Consider the following 15,856-nt stretch of genomic DNA (forward strand, 5'->3'; position numbering starts at 1 on the left):
GCGACGGCGCGTGGGGGGTGCTTAGCCGCGCAGTCCGGAGAGGCGCGACAGGTCGTCCTCGCCGATCATGCCCTCGAGCACCGACCAGAACCCCGACACCGATTGCTGCCCGGCGCGCGCATAGGCCGAGGCCCAATGTTGGCGTACCGTCTCGAACAGCTCGGTCTCGAGCGCGGCGCCTTCGGGGGTGAGCCGCAACAGCCGCTGGCGGCGGTCACGTTCGCCGACGCGCGTCTCGACCATCGCGCGGTCGACCAATTCGTTGAGCACGCGGCCGAGCGATTGCTTGGTGATCCCGAGCAGCCCAAGCAACGCACTGACGGTGAGATCGGGATGCCGTGCGATGAAATAGATCGCGCGATGATGCGCCCGCCCGAGGCCGATCGCCGCAAGGCGGGTTTCGGTCGTGCGCGCAAGCGTGCTCTGTGCGAAATACATCAGCTCGATCCCGCGCCGGATTTCGGGTTCGCGCAGGAATAGCGGTGAGGCGGAGGCGATTGCGGTGGCCATTGTTGACCGCCTTTGGCGCACCCCGTACACGCCTTCAATCCCCAAATTGTAACAGAATGTCGCATTCCATGCAGCAAAATCGTCTCGACGCGCACAGCCTTCCTTCGGACGCAACCTCGGCCCCCGTCTTCGCGATCGAACCGCATGCAACGCCGATCCCGCTCGACGAGCGCAGTGCGATGTTGGTCGATCCCGGCTTCGGCCGTGTCTTTACCGATCACATGGTCACTATCCGCTACAATGAGCGCGACGGCTGGCACGATGCCAAGATCGTCGCGCGCGCGCCGTTCCAGATGGATAGCGCGTCGGCGGTGCTGCACTATGCGCAGGAGATTTTTGAGGGGATGAAGGCGTATCGCCTGCCTGACGGTGGCGCAGCGCTGTTCCGCCCGTTCGAGAACGCCGCGCGCTTTCGCCGCTCGGCCGAGCGGATGGCGATGATCCCGTTGCCCGAGGCGCTGTTCGTCGAATCGGTCCGCGCGCTGGTCCGCCAGGAAGCTGGCTGGATCCCCGAGATCGACGGCGGCGCGCTGTACCTGCGGCCGTTCATGATCGCGAGCGAGGTGTTCCTCGGCGTGAAGCCATCGACCGAATATCTCTACGCCGTGATCGCCTCGTCGGTCGGTGCCTATTTCAAGGGCGGCGCGCCGGCAGTCACGCTGTGGGTGACGCAGGACTATACGCGCGCTGCACCCGGCGGAACTGGCGCGGCGAAGTGCGGCGGCAATTATGCCTCCAGCCTGATCGCGCAGGCCGAGGCGACGCGGCACGGCTGCGACCAAGTGCTGTTCCTCGACGCGATCGAGCGGCGCTGGATCGAGGAACTGGGGGGGATGAACATCTTCTTCGTGTTCGACGACGGCAGCATCGCGACGCCGCCGCTGACCGGTACGATCCTGCCCGGCATCACGCGCGATTCGCTGATGATCCTTGCGCGCGATATGGGGCTGGACGTGCGCGAGGCGCCGTATGCGATCGAGCAGTGCCGCGCGGATGCCGAGAGTGGACGGCTGGTCGAGGCGTTTGCCTGCGGTACCGCGGCGGTCGTTACGCCGATCGGCACGATGAAAATGCGCGACGGCGATTTCCAGATCGGCAGCGGTGGCCCGGGCCAAACCACGGTGCGTCTGCGTCAGGCGCTGATCGATCTGCAGCGCGGCACCGCGCCCGATCCGCACAATTGGCTCGAGCGCGTGCTGTGACGTGCGAATCCGGGCTTTCCAAGCTCGGATTCACCGCCTAAAGCACCGCCCTCCCGGATTGGGGCGTCGCCAAGTGGTAAGGCAGCGGCTTTTGATGCCGCCATTCGCAGGTTCGAACCCTGCCGCCCCAGCCAAGTACCTGTTGCAGATACGGGGAACGGCAGAAAACCGTGGTTCCAGTCAGCAAAGCGCGCGGCGGGGCCACCACTGTATCAAGACTCGGTATCCGGGAACCGTTGCAGAGCCCCTATGCCGTTGCCAACCAACGCCTAGCGTCGCGGTGCCGACCCTTGGTGGCCTCGGACGCCAGGGTCGCGCCCCTGACGCCCAGATAACCGCTTCTGTTCCGCAGCACGGCAGTCGGCGACGTTGACGCCCGCTGTCTTTCGCCGCCGATCGTACGAACCGATCGTGGCGCGGCTTCGTAGGACTCTCACAGGCCAGTGCATCGACCTGGCGACGACCCGATGACACCACGCGGATCCACGCTCCTACTCGCGCCGAGACTGAATCGCATTCGCCCAGTCATGTCGCAAACGGCGCCCGTGTCATCTGGCCCCATCCGCGGTGCCGGCGGAGGTGATCCCAGCAGCCGTGAAGGCGCCACAGGTTATTGATTTGGCGATACCCGAAATTCTCGATGAATGCCGCGCCAAGCAATTGGAGCGAGGCGGAGCGGTCGCTGAAGCGACGAATTTCGACCTCCTCGAGCGCAATTGCCGCCGCGCTCAGCAGGAAACCAAAGGCGGATACGACAGCGACCAGCGCGAAGAAGATGCTCCAGGAAATCCCTCCCAGTACAGCGAGAACAAAGGCTGCGAGATAACCGGCGACCTCCAATGCGGGGCCGAGCACGTCGATCAATGCCATCGAACCCAGGCCGAGCCACCCAGCATTTCCGTAGCGCGGGTTCACGATCATCTCACGGTGCAGGCTGATCGTTTCCAGTGCGCCGCGTTGCCACCGACGCCGTTGCGTACTCAGATCCCGAAGCCGTGTCGGCGCTTGCGTCCAGCATACCGGCTCCGGCACGAAGCGAATGAGCGCCGGCCGTTTTTCGTCACGTCCAATCCGGTGAAGCCGGACGATCAGTTCGGCATCCTCGCCGACGGTGTCGGTGCGGTAGCCACCGGCTGCCAGCACGCGTTCGCGGTCGAACACCCCGAACGCTCCCGAAACGATCATCAGAGCGCCAAGCCTGCTCCAGGCATAGCGCGCGATCAGGAAGGCGCGCAGATATTCGACCGTCTGGATCAGCGGAAGAAGCTGCCTCGGCAATTCGGCATGGAGCACGTGTCCCTTGCGCATCGGACAGCCGTTGCCGACGCGGACGGTTCCCGCCACGGCTACGGTCCGGCTGTCGTCCAGAAACGGCCGGACCGCGCGCAGCAGAGCGTCAGGCTCCAGCACGGAATCGACATCGATCGCACAAAATAATTTGCCGGTGGCAATAGAGATGCCAGCATTGAGCGCATCCCCTTTGCCGCCATTTGCTTTGTCGATGACGGTAAGACCATAGACGTCGGAGACGAAGACAGCCCGGATGCGGGGGTGCGTCGGCACTTGGTCGACACGGCGATGAAGATCGAACGCGTCGAGCAACACTTCCAGCGTGGCGTCGGTCGAGCCGTCATTGACGACGATCACGTCATAATCGCGATAGTGCTGGCGCAGCAGCGCCCGGACCGAGTCAACCACGGTCTGCACCTCGTTGAAAGCCGGCGCGATGATCGCCACGGTGGGCAGATCGGCATCCTGCTTGCGCGCGAGCCGAGTCGAATCGCGCTCGCTGGTCCGCTCGAAAAAGCCGGTCGCTGCCACGACCAGCAGGAAGACGTACAGCGCGGCGTGAACCATGACGCTGATCAATACGGCCCAGGCGACGCACTCCGCCCAAAAGATCAGGCTTGGCTCGGTCATGATGGCGCTCCTTGACGATCCGGGGCGTTCCGCTGCGCGTCGTCCATCCAGCGCGTGAAAATTTGTTCGAGACGTTTGCGATCAGGTCCGTCGATGACGTCACTCAGGTCGCGCGCGGCGTTGATCCATCCCGGACGCTCCTTCTGCGACGGCCGCGGTGGAAGGGTGTCCGCGTCGGTGAGCCCCCCCATCAACAAGGCTATCCGGACGGCGGCGACATCGGCGGCGTTTTGACGTCGGGCGTCGCCAATGCGGCGGCCGATGATCGAGACCGCAACAAGCACGAGGCCGAGCAGAATCAGGAAACCTGCCCAGTTCCAGAGTACCGAGCTCACGATCATGGTATCTCTCCCTATCAAAATGCTTGTGTGATGCCGATCGAGACCGTCACTCGGTCCGGGCCGATTGCGCGATTCTCACCGGCGAGTGTCAGTCGGTACCTGCGGCGTCGGGCTCCGGAGACGATCAGGCCGAGCGCTGCGCTTCGTACGATTTCCGTTCGACCGCGTTCGGTTTCCGGTGCGATGCCGAGCCACGCGCGGGCAGCCAGGCGGCGGTTGAGGTCGAACCCGGCCTGGCCGCGGGCACCGAAACGCCATCGCGCGTCGGGCGCGTCCACGGCGATCGCGTCGATCCCGATAAAGGCATTGCGCGATGCAAAATACCGCATCGCGCCGGGCATCAGCGTGATGACCGTTCCCTGCCCGTAGCGCGCGATCCCCGCGCCGAACCGTAGCAGGTCGGTGTGCGCAGCGGTACGACTGACGCGTTGTGAGAGCCCGGCATCGACCCGCCAGTCTGGCAAGAACCGGTTACCGGTGCCGATCGCAACGCCACCGGACAGGTCGAGCGCATCGTCGAACCGGTGCTCATGGCGCGCGCCGATCAGATATTCGCTCCGGCCGAAGCGGCGCGCGCGCTGGATCTGCGCCGTAGTGACGCTTTCGGGGCCGACCCGCCCGAGCGAGATCGCGACGTCGGACCACTGAGTGTCGCGCCCGGGGAGGATCGATACGCCAGCGTCGAGATCGGCCCGCCAAGACGTGGGCTCTCGCGCGGCTGCGGGGGGGGCGCTCGCGGCTATCAACACAGCCGCAAACAAAAGGCCATGATCAGGCTGCCGCCGCATGACGCGTGTCCAGGCTGACGAACACTTGCCTGAGCAGGTTCTCCAAGTTCACCGGCTTGGAAAGGCAGGCAGCCAGACCTGCCCGGGCGATCCTGACTCGATCGCGGATTGCGCCCCGCTGAAATAGCATGATCTTGGGCAATTGCCCGAAGCCGCGTGTGTTGAGCGCGTCCAGCCACTCCATCGAGGTCATGTCGGCGAGCCGGGCGTCCGCGATGACCAGATCGGGTCGCATCCATTGCAGCGCGCGCAGGCACGAATGACCGTCTGGGGTCATGACGATGGTATGCCCGTGTGCACTGAGGCGTTGGCACAGCACAGCGCTCAACAGCGGGTCATTTTCTGAAATATGAATCAGGCTCATGGCAAATCCCCCTGAAAAGCATTCCCCACACCGCGGTTTGGCGCGGTGTGGGGAACCGCATAATTTGACGTTGATGCTCACGCTGTTGCCGATTGCGGCTGCGGTGACTGCGGCGTTGGTCGTGGAGCCAAGCGTTGCAGCGATCTTTGCGATCTGGCCCGCGGTGTTCCACTGGTTGACCGAGCTGCCGACATTCCCCGCAAGCCCGCTGTTTAGGCTGGTGAGCGAGGAGGAGTTGCCGATCGCCGCCGCGGTTCCGGTGTAGCTGACCGCGGTGGTGAGTGTGCCAGTCAGGTCCGCGGTGATCGTGCCGGAGTTGCGCTGTGCAGCAGCAATCTGGCTGCCGCCTGGCATGTCGACCGACAGCGAGTTGCCGAGCGCGGCGGCAGTCGACGTCGCGTTGGTAACCGTCGTTCCAAGGCCGACCAGCGTCGCGGTCTGAGTGCCGCTGTTGTTCTGGTTGGTCGACAGATCCAGCACGGAAAGAGGCGACGTGAACGAGGCCGAGTTGCCGATGGAGGCAGCGGTCTCGGTGGCGGTCGTAACGCTGGTCAGCACACTGTTCAGCGTGCTGGTGCCGGTGCCCGTATTGCCCTGGGTCAGATCGGCAACGGCGCGGGCCGCCGCATTCATCGAATAGCTGTTGCCGATTGCAGCGGCCGTGGCGGTCAGCGCGGTTCCCGTCGTCGCGCGGACGTTAGTCGTGGCTGACTGGTTCGCACTGTTGATTTGCCCGGTGACATAATCGACATTGCGGGCGGTCGAGGCGATCAGCGATTGGTACGAGTTTACCAGGCTGGAACCACCGACGGTGTTCAATGCCGCGATGATGGACGGATTGAGCAACTGCGTATTGCCACCCGACGTCGCGCCGTTGAGCAGGCCGAGATAGACGTCGACCAGCGACGGACCGCCGACATTGGCGATCGCCGTCAGCACCTGCTGGCTGCCGAGCGCCTGGCCGGTCGACAGGTCGACGTTGACGTTGAGCAGGCCCGGCGTGGCGACCGGCAGGCTCGGCGTGGGGGTTGGGGTCGGCAGGGTGACCTGCGCCATTGCCGGCGTCGCCGCGAGAAAGGCAAGGCAAGCCGATGCAAGCAAATTGAACTTCGTCATTTCTTCTCTCCTGTTGAAGCACCTTGTTGTGGGCGAGACCCGGCGATGTACGACACCGTCGGGACGTTAGAGGGGCACTCGGGCGCATTGGCCCCGCGCTGCCCCGCGATCAGGTCGATCACCGCTTTTTCGATGATCGCCCGGATTGCTCCGTGCACCGGCTCCTGGCGGCGCCGTCCGACGCCGAGATCCAGGGTTGTGTTGCCGATGAATTCAAAAATGCCGGCGCGCAGTTCGCGGCCGCGGATCTGCTTTTGCAGGCTGATGACCTTGATCACCCGCAAGCTGCGCGCATCGATCAAGCGAAGATCGACGCCGACCGACATGACGTAGGAGCGTGCGCCGCCACCGACCGGTCCGATCGAAATTTCGGCCACATCGCTCTGGATGTTGAAATCGAGCTCGGTGATCCCGCCGAGAACGATCATGTCCGCTTCGGCGATCGACCCGGAATAGATCCGGCGATAGGCGTCGGTCGGCTTGCCATCGGGCCCGAGCAACTTGCTGTTGGCGTAATCGAGCTCCTGCCGCGCGATCCGCAGGTCGAGGCGCTCGGCGAGCGGGAATCCGGCCTTGGAAATGGCCGACATGACCATCAGCGCGGCACCCTGCGGGGCGACGGTGCCGTTCAGCCCGTCGAGCCGCCCGGTATAATCCGCCACCTCGCCCACGGCGATCCGCGGACGGACCGAATTGGCCGAGGTCGCGGCCAGGCAACGCAGCAGCGGCGAATAGGCGGTGTCATCATCGATGACCTGCGCGCCGCTGAGCGGGGTGACATACCGCGGGGGCGGGGGGCGCCATCGTCGTGCACGCGCCAAGCGCGGAGGCGGTTGCAAGAAGGGCGAGGGCCTGAAGCCGTTTGACAGCGATGTTCATGACATCATTGCCCCAGCGTAGACGGGCTGATGCCGACGATTGCCTGCTGTGTCCCGCTATTTTGCTGTCGCGCCTGGACGACGACGGTGTTGTTGCTGCCGTAAACCGTGACGTTGATCATATTGGCGATGGCAGTCGCGCGGTCTGCGGCCGGGCCGGCGTTTCGCGCGGCCAGGTTGAACGCTTGACCGCGATCGGACGCCGAGCCCGTGATGACGACGCGGTTGAAATTGGCGTCGCGTTGGAACTCCATCGGCGTATTGGGCATGCGGTCGCTGACCACGCCCGCTGCGGCCACTTGCAAAATCAACAGACTAATCATCCCACCCTCGCATCGTTTCGATCTGCTGGGGGCATGATGCGCAAAGGCCGGACCATGGACTATTGGCCAGTCGGTCATGACCGATGACGCAAAAGATCAGTACCTGGGTGACGTTTTGGTCAGCGATACTGACCATATGGAGTGGTTGTGCTTCGACTATGAAAAAAGGAGCCAGCAAACACTGCTGGCTCCTTTCCGAGGCCTCTCTTTTGCGCGCCGTGAGGGGGGAACGGTGGCGCGCTGAAACTGTATACATCACGGTCGAGCGCTTCGCCTACCTGACCAGATGGCCAGATTGAATCGACCCGACGGGTGGGGGATGCTGTCCCGATGGATATATACATGATGAAGGGCGCGTTGTTCGTCCATATGGTCGAATTCGCGCAGCGCGAACTGGGCGAAACCACAGTCGAGCGAGAGATGCTCCGGCTCAACCTGGAATCGGGTGCTGCCTACACGTCGGTCGGAATGTATCCGTTTTCCGAGTTCGAGCGGCTGCATCGCGCGTTTGCGGAGGCGATGCAGATTACGGGGGACGATTTCAGCCGCCGGTTCGGGTGTCGAACATTACCCTTGCTCGTCGCCGGTCACGCCATCCCGCCGGATATGCATCCGTTCGATTTCCTCGAAAAAGTCCATGGCGTGATTCACCAGGACGTCCGCAAGCTCTACAAAGATTCCAATCCTCCGAGCGTGCAGGTGGTCGAACGCCAAGGCGAGCAACGGCTCGTGCTGCGCTATGAGTCGCAGCGCCCGATGGCAGCATTTTGCGGAGGGATGCTGGAAGCTACGATGGACACGTTCGGATGTGGCGATATTTACCGAATCGAGCGTATTGATGCCGAACCCCGCACGGAACGGTTCGCGGAGTTTGTCGTCGATCTCGTAACATAGGTCCGCCGTCATGTCCGACAGTGCTGATTTACTGAAGCTTCAATTGAAGCGAGAAATTGCCGCGCGTAAAATCGCAGAACATTTGCTCGAACAAAAATCGACCGAACTCGAAGCGTCGAACCACGAACTGCTTGCCCAGATCGCTCAAGTCAGCCGCCTATCGGTAGCGATCGATACTGCCGGCGAAGGCATAGCGATGACCGATCGCAACGGCGTTTATACCTATATGAACACGGCGCACGCGCAGATGTTCGGATTCGACCGTCCTCAGGATTTGATCGGACAGTCATGGGCGTGCTTGTATGATAATGATGCCCTGGCTCACTTCGACCAGGAAGTGATGCCGCAATTCGCGCGCGATGGTCGATGGAACGGCGAGGTGACCGGTCGAAGCGTCGATGGAACGCTCGTCTTTCAGGATCTCATCCTCACGCAATTGGAGGATGGCGGCATCCTCTGTTCTACCCGGGACATCGGCCAACGCAGGATCCGGGAGAAGGAAACCGCCGATCTCCGCCGCAGGGTCATCGAAGCCGACCGCGCTGCAGCCTTGGATCAATTGGTCGAGACGGTCACCCACGACTTTTCCAATTTCTTGGGCGCGATCGATGCGGCGGCGACGCTGCTCGAGAAGCAATGCAACCAGCCCGAGCCGCACCGCTTGTTGATGTCAGTCTTCGATGCCTTGCGTCAGGCGCGATCGGTGCTCAATCAGCTGCTACCCAATTATGCCGCGCCCGCCGAAAAGGTTTGCGACGTGACCGATCTGGTGCCGCGGCTATGCGAAGTCATGACGCCGTTGCTGGATATCGCGCAGACATCGTATTGCAAGGTTCCCGAGGCGCCGCTGTTCGTTGCCGCCGACCCAACCCTCTTCGCGCGTTCGATGACCAACATTTTCAAGAATGCAATCGAGGCGATGACCGTGAGCGGATCGGTCTTGCGAATCGAGGTGCAGAGCTTGTCTGGATATGTGCCCCCGACGCTCCCGTTCGATCCCGCTGCCCGACTTATCTATGGCAGCGATATCGACGAAACGATGGCTCGCATCATCGTTCATGACGAGGGCGAAGGTATGCCACAAACCGTGCTCGATCACGCACTCGAACGGTTCGTGTCGACCAAATGTGGCGGGCGACGGCGCGGGATCGGGCTGACGTCGGTCAAAGACCTGGTCGAGACGACTGGCGGCCGCGTGGCGATCTTCAGCGCGGCGGGTGTCGGTAGCGTCTTTGTCCTGGATCTGCCGGCGCACGGTGTCGAACATGGTCGGGCGGATGGTGAGGAGGCGACACGCCTCGCTGAGGACACGGTTGGCAATGTTCTGCTGGTCGATGACGATCCGATCGCACTCGGCCGCCTAGAGGTCTTGTTTCAAGCCCGGGGGTGGGGAGTCGTCAGCTTTTCCAGCCCGGGCGAGGCGTTGGACTTTCTAGTAAGAGTACCGAATTTTGTGCAGCTGCTCGTTACCGACCGATCCATGCCAACCATGAGCGGCGACCAACTTGCTCAACGGGTCAAGGCAGTCCGCCCGGATCTGCCGATCGTGCTCTGTTCCAACGCGTTGGGATCGGCTATTTCGGCTGACATTGACGCAACGCTCGCCAAGCCGCCAAGTGACGGACGTTTACAAGCGATATTGGTGAGGCTTAACCTCACCCGGTAGTAGGGGAGGGCGCGATGCGATTTCTGATCGCTGACGATCATGAACTGGTGCTCGATGCCGTTGCATCGATGCTGCAGGCGCATTGGCCCGAAGCGCAGGTCGTAAGCGCGACGAACGCGCCCGACGTGAAGACGAGGCTTGTCAGCGAGAGCCCATTCGACCTGGTGTTGCTCGATCTGCACATGCCCGGGGTGAATGGCCTCGTCGATATTGGGAAGTTGATGCACGGAAACCCAAGCCGCTACGCGATCTTGTCGGGTTTCGTCGGCCAGCGTGAGGCCGTGCAATTGATGAATGATGGTGCGTCAGGCATCATTCCCAAGGCGATGCCGGCCGAATCGATGATAGCCGCCGTCCAGTTGATGCTCTCCGGCCAACGCTTCGCGCCTGCCGACATGCCCGCTTCGACGCATGCGGAAACGAATTTGACCGATCGCGAGATGGACGTGTTGCGGCGGCTGCACGAGGGTGAAGCGAATAAGGAGATCGCCAGAGCGCTCGGGATACAGGAGACAACAGTCAAACTGCATCTGCGTTCGCTCGCGCTTAAGCTCGATGCCCGAAACCGGACCGAAATCGTTATCAAATCTCTGAAGTCCGGCGTTTTGTGATCATTCGAGATCGGCCCTCTCGCGATCGCTTGCTCTCGAGCTCTGTGTAATGGCTCGCTCGAGCGCGGACTCGCAAACGTCTGTTCGGGAGCGACGGCTCGGATGAGCTGCGAAGGATGTGGCGAGGGGCGATCCTCGTCAGGCATTGCAGCATTGTCCCAGACCTTGCCGGATCGCCTCATCGAGCGGGTCATGCCGTTGTCGGCCGTCAGTCGCTGGACCTGCGCGCAGGTGTAGCAGCTGCCCGGTCGTAGTGCTGCAGCAGCGCTACGGGCTCGCCCGCTTTGCCTCATACGCCGTTATAAGCGCGGAACCAGTCGACGAAGCGCGGGATGCCGTCCTTGATCGAGGTCGCCGGGCGAAACCCCACGTCGCGTTCGATCGCGCTGATATCGGCGAAGGTCGCGGGCACGTCGCCGGGCTGCATCGGCTGATAGTCGCGAATCGCCGCGATGCCGCAGGCTTGCTCGATCGTCGTGATCAGATCCTCGAGCCGCTCGGCCTGGCTGTTGCCGATATTGTAGCGCGCATGCGGTACGAAGCTGCCCCCTGGCTTTTCGAGGCCGTCATCGGCGGGCGGGCGATCGAGCGTGCCGACCACACCCTGGACGATATCGTCGATGAAGGTGAAGTCGCGCATCATGTCGCCGCCGTTAAACACCTTGATCGGCTCGTGCTTGAGGATCGCGTCGGTGAACAGCCACGCCGCCATGTCGGGGCGCCCCCACGGCCCATAGACGGTGAAGAAGCGCAGGCCCGTCTGCGGCATGCGGTAGAGATGAGCGTAGGTCTCGCTCATCAACTCGTCGGCGCGCTTGGTGGCGGCGTAGAGCGAGACGGGGTGATCGACGCGGTCCTCGAGGCGGAAGGGGACCGATGTGTTGGCGCCGTACACCGAGGAGGAGGAGGCGTAGACCATGTGCACGCCCGGCCGCGCGCGCGCGATCTCAAGCATGTTGAGATGCCCGGCGACGTTGGCGCGGATGTATTTGCGCGGGTGCGTCAGCGAATAGCGCACCCCGGCCTGCGCCGCGAGGTGGACAATCCCGGTAATTTCATGCCCGGCGAGCGCCGCTTCGAGCGCGTCTTCATCGGCGATGTCGACGTCGTGAAACGCGAAGCGCGCGTCGCCCTCGGCCTCGCGCACCCAGGCGAGACGATCGTGCTTGAGATCGACGCTGTAATAGGGCTCGAAATTGTCGATCCCGATCACGTCGCGGCTGTCCTGCAACAGCCGCCGTGCGACATGCGCGCCGATAAAGCCGGCCGCGCCGGTCACCACTACCGTCATCCCGATCCCCTTATCCCGCCAAGCGCCTCCGCCCTACACGGCGCGACACACCGCGGATATCCCCGCACGCAGCCGCTGGCATATCGCCGTTGCGCGCGGGCGTCTCCCGCGGCACTCTGGCGTGCCTGAATTTCAACGAAGGCACGCTTCATGACGACGGTGTACGGCATCCCTAATTGCGACACGGTAAAGAAGGCGCGCATTTGGCTCGCCGAGCAGGGCGTCGCCTACGATTTCCATGACTATAAGAAGGCGGGCGTGCCCGAGGCCGATTTGCGCGGCTGGGTCGATCGGCTCGGCTGGGAGACGCTGCTCAACCGGGCGGGGACGACCTTTCGCAAGCTGCCCGACGCCGACAAGACCGATCTCGACGCTGAAAAGGCGATCGCGCTGATGCTTGCCAACCCCTCGACGATCAAACGCCCGGTGCTCGTGCAGGGCGAGACGCTGCTGGCAGGCTTCAAGCCCGATACCTATCTATCGGCTGTAACCGCCTAGGAGAGACCGCCATGCCGACTGCACGCTGGAACGACACCGTCATTGCCCAGTCCGACGATACCGTGGTGGTCGAAGGCAATCACTATTTCCCCGCCGATAGCATCGTCGCCGAATATTTCGAGGACAGCGCGACGCATTCGCATTGCCCGTGGAAGGGCGAAGCGAGCTACAAGACGATCGTCGTCGACGGCAAGCGCAACGCCGATGCCGCCTGGTACTACCCCGACCCCAAGCCCAAGGCGGCCGAAATCAAGGACCGCTTCGCCTTCTGGAAGGGCGTTGAGGTAAAGTAAGACGACGCCGCGCCGGCGCCCGATGCGGGGCGCTGGCGTCGCATCGCGCGAGGCGCTATTCGCCTTGGCCATGTCCACGACCTTCACGATCGACACCGCGACCAGTCGCGCCAATCCAACCCCGGCGCCGATGAAGCGGCTCACCGTGCCCGCGATCCGCGCCCGCAAGGCGGACGGGCAGGGCGGCGGCGAGCCGCTGGTGATGCTCACCGCCTATACGGTCCGCACCGCGCAGTTGCTCGATCCGCATTGCGATATGCTGCTCGTCGGCGACAGCCTCGGCCAAGTGATCTACGGCCTCCCCTCAACCATTCCCGTCACGCTCGAGATGATGGCCGCGCATGGCGCCGCAGTGGTGCGTGGGAGCTATCACAGCGTCGTCGTCATCGACATGCCGTTCGGCAGCTATGAGGCGAGCCCCGAAAAGGCGTTCGAGAGCGCGGCGTGGTTGCTCAAGCAGACCGGCGCCGCCGCGGTGAAGCTCGAAGGCGGCACGGCGATGGCGCCGACCGTCGCCTTCCTGTCCGAGCGCGGCATCCCGGTGATGGGGCATGTCGGGCTCACGCCGCAGGCGGTCAACGCGCTCGGCGGCTATGGCGCGCGCGGCCGTAGTGCTGCCGAGGCCGCCAAGATCGTCGCCGATGCCAAAGCGGTGGCGGAAGCCGGCGCCTTTGCGGTGGTGATCGAAGGCGTGGTCGAGCCGATTGCGATCCAGATCACGCGCAGCATTGCCTGCCCGACGATCGGCATCGGTGCTTCGGCCCAGTGCGACGGGCAAGTGCTCGTCACCGAGGACATGCTCGGCATGTTCGAACGCACCGCGCGCTTCGTGAAGAAGTTCGACGATCTGTCGGGTCGTATTTCCGCCGCGGTAGACCAGTACGCCACCGACGTGCGATCGCGGGCCTTCCCCGGCGTGGAGCAGATCTACGCCCCGAAGGACTAGCGTCCGCACCCGTTTTTTGAACGCTTTTGTTTGGCGGGCGGCGCGGCTAAGGTCCGCGCCTTCCTGCCCTGATCCGATGGAGTTCCCCCTTGGCCGTGCCGCCGAATACCGATGCCGCATTCCTGCGCGAAGTCGACGAGGAACTGCGCCGCGATCAGATGGCGAAGGCGGCGCGGCGTTACGGCGTCGCGGCGATCGCGGTGATCGTGCTCGCGCTCGTCGGTTTTGCCGGCTGGCTGCTGTGGCAGTCGCACGAACAAAGTGTCGCTGCCGATGAAGGCGCGGCGCTCTCCAAGGCGTATGACGATCTCAACGCCGCCAAGCCCGATGCGGCGCAGGGCGAACTGACCGCGCTCGCCCAGTCGCGCGGCGAGGGCTATCGCGCGCTCGCGCTGATGAGCCAGGGCGACGCGCTGCTGCAGAAGAAGGATTTGCGCGGTGCCGCCGCCAAGTTCGGCGCGGTCGCCAGCGACACGTCGATCGGCCAGCCGTTCCGCGACCTCGCGCTCGTCCGTCAGACCACCGCCGAGTTCGATACGGTGAAGCCCGACGTCGTCGTCGCGCGGCTGCGCGGCATCGCGGTCAAGGGCAATCCGTGGTTCGGCAGCGCGGGCGAGCTCGTCGCGATCTCGTATCTGCGGATGGGCCGGCGCGATCTGGCGGGGACGCTCTACGGACAGATTGCGCAAAACCCCGATATGCCCGAAACGATCCGGCAACGTGCGGTTCAGATGGCGGGTATATTGGGCGTCGACGCTGTGGCCGGGGCTAAGGAACAAAAATCGCAATGAAGATGACCAACCGCTATCTCCTGATCGCCGTCTCCGCCGTTGCGCTGAGCAGCTGCGCCGCGTTCAAGGGCAAGAAGAAGACCCCGGTGCTCGGTCAGCGGATCGCAATCCTCGCCAGCGAGAACGACGTCGTTGCCGACAAGACGATCGCGGGCGTCGAAGTGCTCGTGCCGCCCGCCACGGCGAACGAATCCTGGGCGCAGCCGGGCGGCAATCCGTCCAAGGCGCTTGGCCAGGTTGCCCTCGGCACCAATCTTTCGCGCGTCTGGACCGCCGCGATCGACGGCGGCAGCAACCGCCAGCGGCTCGGTGCGGCGCCCGTCGTCGCCGGTGGGCGGCTTTATACGATCGACGTCGATGCGACGATCCACGCTTTCTCCGCGACCACGGGCGCGAAGGTCTGGGCGACCGACATCGCCAAGACCGAGAAGGCCAAGGCCGACAAGAAGGCACGCGGCGCGCGCTTCGGTGGCGGCGTGAGCTTCGATGAGGGCAAGGTGTTCGCAACCGACGGCCTCGGCGACGTCGTCGCGCTCGAGGCGGCGACGGGCAAGGTGCTGTGGCGCGTCAAGCCGGGCTCGCCGCTGCGCGGGGCTCCGACCGTCGCCAATGGCCAAGTCTATGTGCTGAGCCAGGACAATCAGCTGTTCGCGCTGTCGCAGGCCGATGGCACGGTGGTGTGGAACCAGTCGGGTTCGGTCGAGACGCAGGGCGTGTTCGGCGTCGCCGCGCCTGCGGTCAGCCAGGGGACGGTCGTCGCCGGCTTCTCCTCGGGCGAACTCAATGCCTATCGCTACGAAAACGGCCGCACGCTGTGGCAGGACGCGCTGTCGCGCTCGACGATCTCGACCTCGGTCTCGTCGCTCGCCGATGTCGATGCCGATCCGGTGATCGACCGCGGGATCGTCTATGCGGTCGGGCAGGGCGGTCGCATGGTCGCGATCGAGATCGATTCGGGCCAGCGGCTGTGGGAGCAGAATTTCGCAGGCATCTCGACCCCGTGGGTCGCGGGTGAGTGGGTGTTCATCGTCACCGACGACGCGCGGCTGGTTTGCCTCGCGCGTGCGACGGGCAAGGTGCGGTGGATCAGCCAGCTGCGCCATTACATGAGCGAGAAGACCAAGAAGGACGGCACGCTCAAGGAAGGCAAGAAGGCCAACCCGGTGACGTGGTTCGGCCCGGTGCTGGCGGGTGGGCGTCTGGTGTTGACCAATTCGGCGGGGCAGATCGTCTCGGCCTCGGTCGACAGCGGCAAGGTCGGTACGGTGATCGAGAACAAGACGCCGTTCACGCTGCCGCCGATCGTGTCGAATTCGACGCTCTATGTGCTCGATCAAAAAGGCCGCGTCGCAGCCTATCGCTGACCTGTTACCCGGTAGTACCGGGCGGGGGTGACGAAACGTTGCGCGTGCCGTAAGGAGCGC

General features: G+C 63.9%; 18 protein-coding genes and 1 tRNA gene. 11 read left to right on the plus strand and 8 right to left on the minus strand.

Annotated elements, in window-relative coordinates:
• Positions 1-21: 21 nt before the first annotated feature.
• Positions 22-510 carry a MarR family winged helix-turn-helix transcriptional regulator gene (locus tag ABIB28_RS14440; protein WP_133187121.1) on the minus strand — a complete coding sequence of 163 codons (489 nt, stop codon included), beginning with the start codon at positions 508-510 and terminating at the stop codon, positions 22-24.
• A 68-nt stretch (positions 511-578) separates the two neighbouring features.
• Between ABIB28_RS14440 and ABIB28_RS14445 the strand changes: the two genes are divergently transcribed.
• Positions 579-1,712, plus strand: a complete 1,134-nt coding sequence (locus ABIB28_RS14445) for a branched-chain amino acid aminotransferase (RefSeq protein ID WP_133191899.1) — start codon at positions 579-581, stop codon at positions 1,710-1,712.
• Between the two features lie 59 nt (positions 1,713-1,771).
• Positions 1,772-1,846: transfer RNA gene (locus ABIB28_RS14450), tRNA-Gln, on the plus strand.
• A gap of 391 nt (positions 1,847-2,237) precedes the next feature.
• Here ABIB28_RS14450 and ABIB28_RS14455 read toward each other — a convergent pair.
• From ABIB28_RS14455 to ABIB28_RS14480, 6 genes are read right to left on the minus strand one after another with little or no spacing between them, the layout of a single operon-like run.
• A complete protein-coding gene (locus ABIB28_RS14455) occupies positions 2,238-3,632 on the minus strand; it encodes a glycosyltransferase family 2 protein (RefSeq protein ID WP_354288818.1) in 1,395 nt (464 codons plus the stop codon).
• Positions 3,629-3,973 (minus strand): hypothetical protein, encoded by a 345-nt coding sequence (locus tag ABIB28_RS14460; RefSeq protein ID WP_354288819.1) that lies wholly within the window; start codon positions 3,971-3,973, stop codon positions 3,629-3,631. The genes ABIB28_RS14455 and ABIB28_RS14460 overlap by 4 nt, the downstream gene beginning before the upstream one ends.
• A gap of 14 nt (positions 3,974-3,987) precedes the next feature.
• Complete coding sequence (locus tag ABIB28_RS14465) at positions 3,988-4,761, minus strand: YaiO family outer membrane beta-barrel protein (protein WP_354288820.1); 774 nt, start codon at positions 4,759-4,761, stop codon at positions 3,988-3,990.
• Entirely contained in the window at positions 4,745-6,241 is a 1,497-nt protein-coding gene (locus ABIB28_RS14470; RefSeq protein WP_354288822.1) for a response regulator, read from the minus strand. The genes ABIB28_RS14465 and ABIB28_RS14470 overlap by 17 nt, the downstream gene beginning before the upstream one ends.
• Positions 6,238-7,080, minus strand: coding sequence for a CsgG/HfaB family protein (locus tag ABIB28_RS14475; RefSeq protein WP_354288823.1), 843 nt, complete (start codon positions 7,078-7,080; stop codon positions 6,238-6,240). Before ABIB28_RS14475 ends, ABIB28_RS14470 begins: the two co-directional genes overlap by 4 nt.
• A 44-nt stretch (positions 7,081-7,124) precedes the next feature.
• Positions 7,125-7,520 (minus strand): hypothetical protein, encoded by a 396-nt coding sequence (locus tag ABIB28_RS14480; RefSeq protein WP_354288824.1) that lies wholly within the window; start codon positions 7,518-7,520, stop codon positions 7,125-7,127.
• Here ABIB28_RS14480 and ABIB28_RS14485 point away from each other — a divergent pair.
• The 4 genes from ABIB28_RS14485 (at position 7,519) to ABIB28_RS14500 (ending at position 10,613) form a co-directional block, all read left to right on the plus strand.
• Complete coding sequence (locus ABIB28_RS14485; protein ID WP_354288825.1) at positions 7,519-7,686, plus strand: hypothetical protein; 168 nt, start codon at positions 7,519-7,521, stop codon at positions 7,684-7,686. The two genes, ABIB28_RS14480 and ABIB28_RS14485, sit on opposite strands and share 2 nt — an antisense overlap.
• Before the next feature lie 86 nt (positions 7,687-7,772).
• On the plus strand, positions 7,773-8,336 hold the full coding sequence (locus tag ABIB28_RS14490) for a heme NO-binding domain-containing protein (protein ID WP_354288827.1): 564 nt from the start codon (positions 7,773-7,775) through the stop codon (positions 8,334-8,336).
• Positions 8,337-8,346: 10 nt separating this feature from the next.
• Positions 8,347-10,002 (plus strand): ATP-binding protein, encoded by a 1,656-nt coding sequence (locus ABIB28_RS14495; RefSeq protein ID WP_354288829.1) that lies wholly within the window; start codon positions 8,347-8,349, stop codon positions 10,000-10,002.
• 14 nt (positions 10,003-10,016) lie between these two features.
• Positions 10,017-10,613, plus strand: coding sequence for a response regulator transcription factor (locus ABIB28_RS14500; RefSeq protein WP_133187173.1), 597 nt, complete (start codon positions 10,017-10,019; stop codon positions 10,611-10,613).
• 289 nt (positions 10,614-10,902) lie between these two features.
• Here ABIB28_RS14500 and ABIB28_RS14510 read toward each other — a convergent pair whose 3' ends face one another.
• The gene (locus ABIB28_RS14510; protein ID WP_354288830.1) at positions 10,903-11,904 is read right to left on the minus strand and encodes a GDP-mannose 4,6-dehydratase; all 1,002 of its coding nucleotides are present in this window, start codon (positions 11,902-11,904) and stop codon (positions 10,903-10,905) included.
• Positions 11,905-12,054: 150 nt separating this feature from the next.
• Between ABIB28_RS14510 and ABIB28_RS14515 the strand changes: the two genes are divergently transcribed.
• The 5 genes from ABIB28_RS14515 (at position 12,055) to ABIB28_RS14535 (ending at position 15,796) form a co-directional block, all read left to right on the plus strand.
• Positions 12,055-12,402 carry an ArsC family reductase gene (locus ABIB28_RS14515; protein ID WP_354288831.1) on the plus strand — a complete coding sequence of 116 codons (348 nt, stop codon included), beginning with the start codon at positions 12,055-12,057 and terminating at the stop codon, positions 12,400-12,402.
• 11 nt (positions 12,403-12,413) lie between these two features.
• Positions 12,414-12,695, plus strand: coding sequence for a DUF427 domain-containing protein (locus ABIB28_RS14520; protein ID WP_133187179.1), 282 nt, complete (start codon positions 12,414-12,416; stop codon positions 12,693-12,695).
• Between the two features lie 70 nt (positions 12,696-12,765).
• Entirely contained in the window at positions 12,766-13,641 is an 876-nt protein-coding gene (gene panB / locus ABIB28_RS14525; RefSeq protein WP_133187181.1) for a 3-methyl-2-oxobutanoate hydroxymethyltransferase, read from the plus strand.
• 89 nt (positions 13,642-13,730) lie between these two features.
• Complete coding sequence (locus tag ABIB28_RS14530) at positions 13,731-14,432, plus strand: tetratricopeptide repeat protein (protein ID WP_354288833.1); 702 nt, start codon at positions 13,731-13,733, stop codon at positions 14,430-14,432.
• Positions 14,429-15,796, plus strand: a complete 1,368-nt coding sequence (locus tag ABIB28_RS14535) for a PQQ-binding-like beta-propeller repeat protein (protein WP_189676782.1) — start codon at positions 14,429-14,431, stop codon at positions 15,794-15,796. Before ABIB28_RS14530 ends, ABIB28_RS14535 begins: the two co-directional genes overlap by 4 nt.
• Positions 15,797-15,856 lie beyond the last annotated feature (60 nt).

This window comes from Sphingomonas sp. UYEF23 (assembly GCF_040546165.1).
Classification (GTDB): domain Bacteria; phylum Pseudomonadota; class Alphaproteobacteria; order Sphingomonadales; family Sphingomonadaceae; genus Sphingomonas; species Sphingomonas glacialis.

Coding starts and splice junctions, on each gene's coding strand:
- ABIB28_RS14440 (WP_133187121.1), bottom strand. CDS start 510: ATGGCCACCGCAATCGCCTCCGCCTCACCGCTATTCCTGCGCGAACCC.
- ABIB28_RS14445 (WP_133191899.1), top strand. CDS start 579: ATGCAGCAAAATCGTCTCGACGCGCACAGCCTTCCTTCGGACGCAACC.
- ABIB28_RS14455 (WP_354288818.1), bottom strand. CDS start 3,632: ATGACCGAGCCAAGCCTGATCTTTTGGGCGGAGTGCGTCGCCTGGGCC.
- ABIB28_RS14460 (WP_354288819.1), bottom strand. CDS start 3,973: ATGATCGTGAGCTCGGTACTCTGGAACTGGGCAGGTTTCCTGATTCTG.
- ABIB28_RS14465 (WP_354288820.1), bottom strand. CDS start 4,761: ATGCGGCGGCAGCCTGATCATGGCCTTTTGTTTGCGGCTGTGTTGATA.
- ABIB28_RS14470 (WP_354288822.1), bottom strand. CDS start 6,241: ATGACGAAGTTCAATTTGCTTGCATCGGCTTGCCTTGCCTTTCTCGCG.
- ABIB28_RS14485 (WP_354288825.1), top strand. CDS start 7,519: ATGACCGATGACGCAAAAGATCAGTACCTGGGTGACGTTTTGGTCAGC.
- ABIB28_RS14480 (WP_354288824.1), bottom strand. CDS start 7,520: ATGACCGACTGGCCAATAGTCCATGGTCCGGCCTTTGCGCATCATGCC.
- ABIB28_RS14490 (WP_354288827.1), top strand. CDS start 7,773: ATGGATATATACATGATGAAGGGCGCGTTGTTCGTCCATATGGTCGAA.
- ABIB28_RS14495 (WP_354288829.1), top strand. CDS start 8,347: ATGTCCGACAGTGCTGATTTACTGAAGCTTCAATTGAAGCGAGAAATT.
- ABIB28_RS14500 (WP_133187173.1), top strand. CDS start 10,017: ATGCGATTTCTGATCGCTGACGATCATGAACTGGTGCTCGATGCCGTT.
- ABIB28_RS14510 (WP_354288830.1), bottom strand. CDS start 11,904: ATGACGGTAGTGGTGACCGGCGCGGCCGGCTTTATCGGCGCGCATGTC.
- ABIB28_RS14515 (WP_354288831.1), top strand. CDS start 12,055: ATGACGACGGTGTACGGCATCCCTAATTGCGACACGGTAAAGAAGGCG.
- ABIB28_RS14520 (WP_133187179.1), top strand. CDS start 12,414: ATGCCGACTGCACGCTGGAACGACACCGTCATTGCCCAGTCCGACGAT.
- panB (WP_133187181.1), top strand. CDS start 12,766: ATGTCCACGACCTTCACGATCGACACCGCGACCAGTCGCGCCAATCCA.
- ABIB28_RS14535 (WP_189676782.1), top strand. CDS start 14,429: ATGAAGATGACCAACCGCTATCTCCTGATCGCCGTCTCCGCCGTTGCG.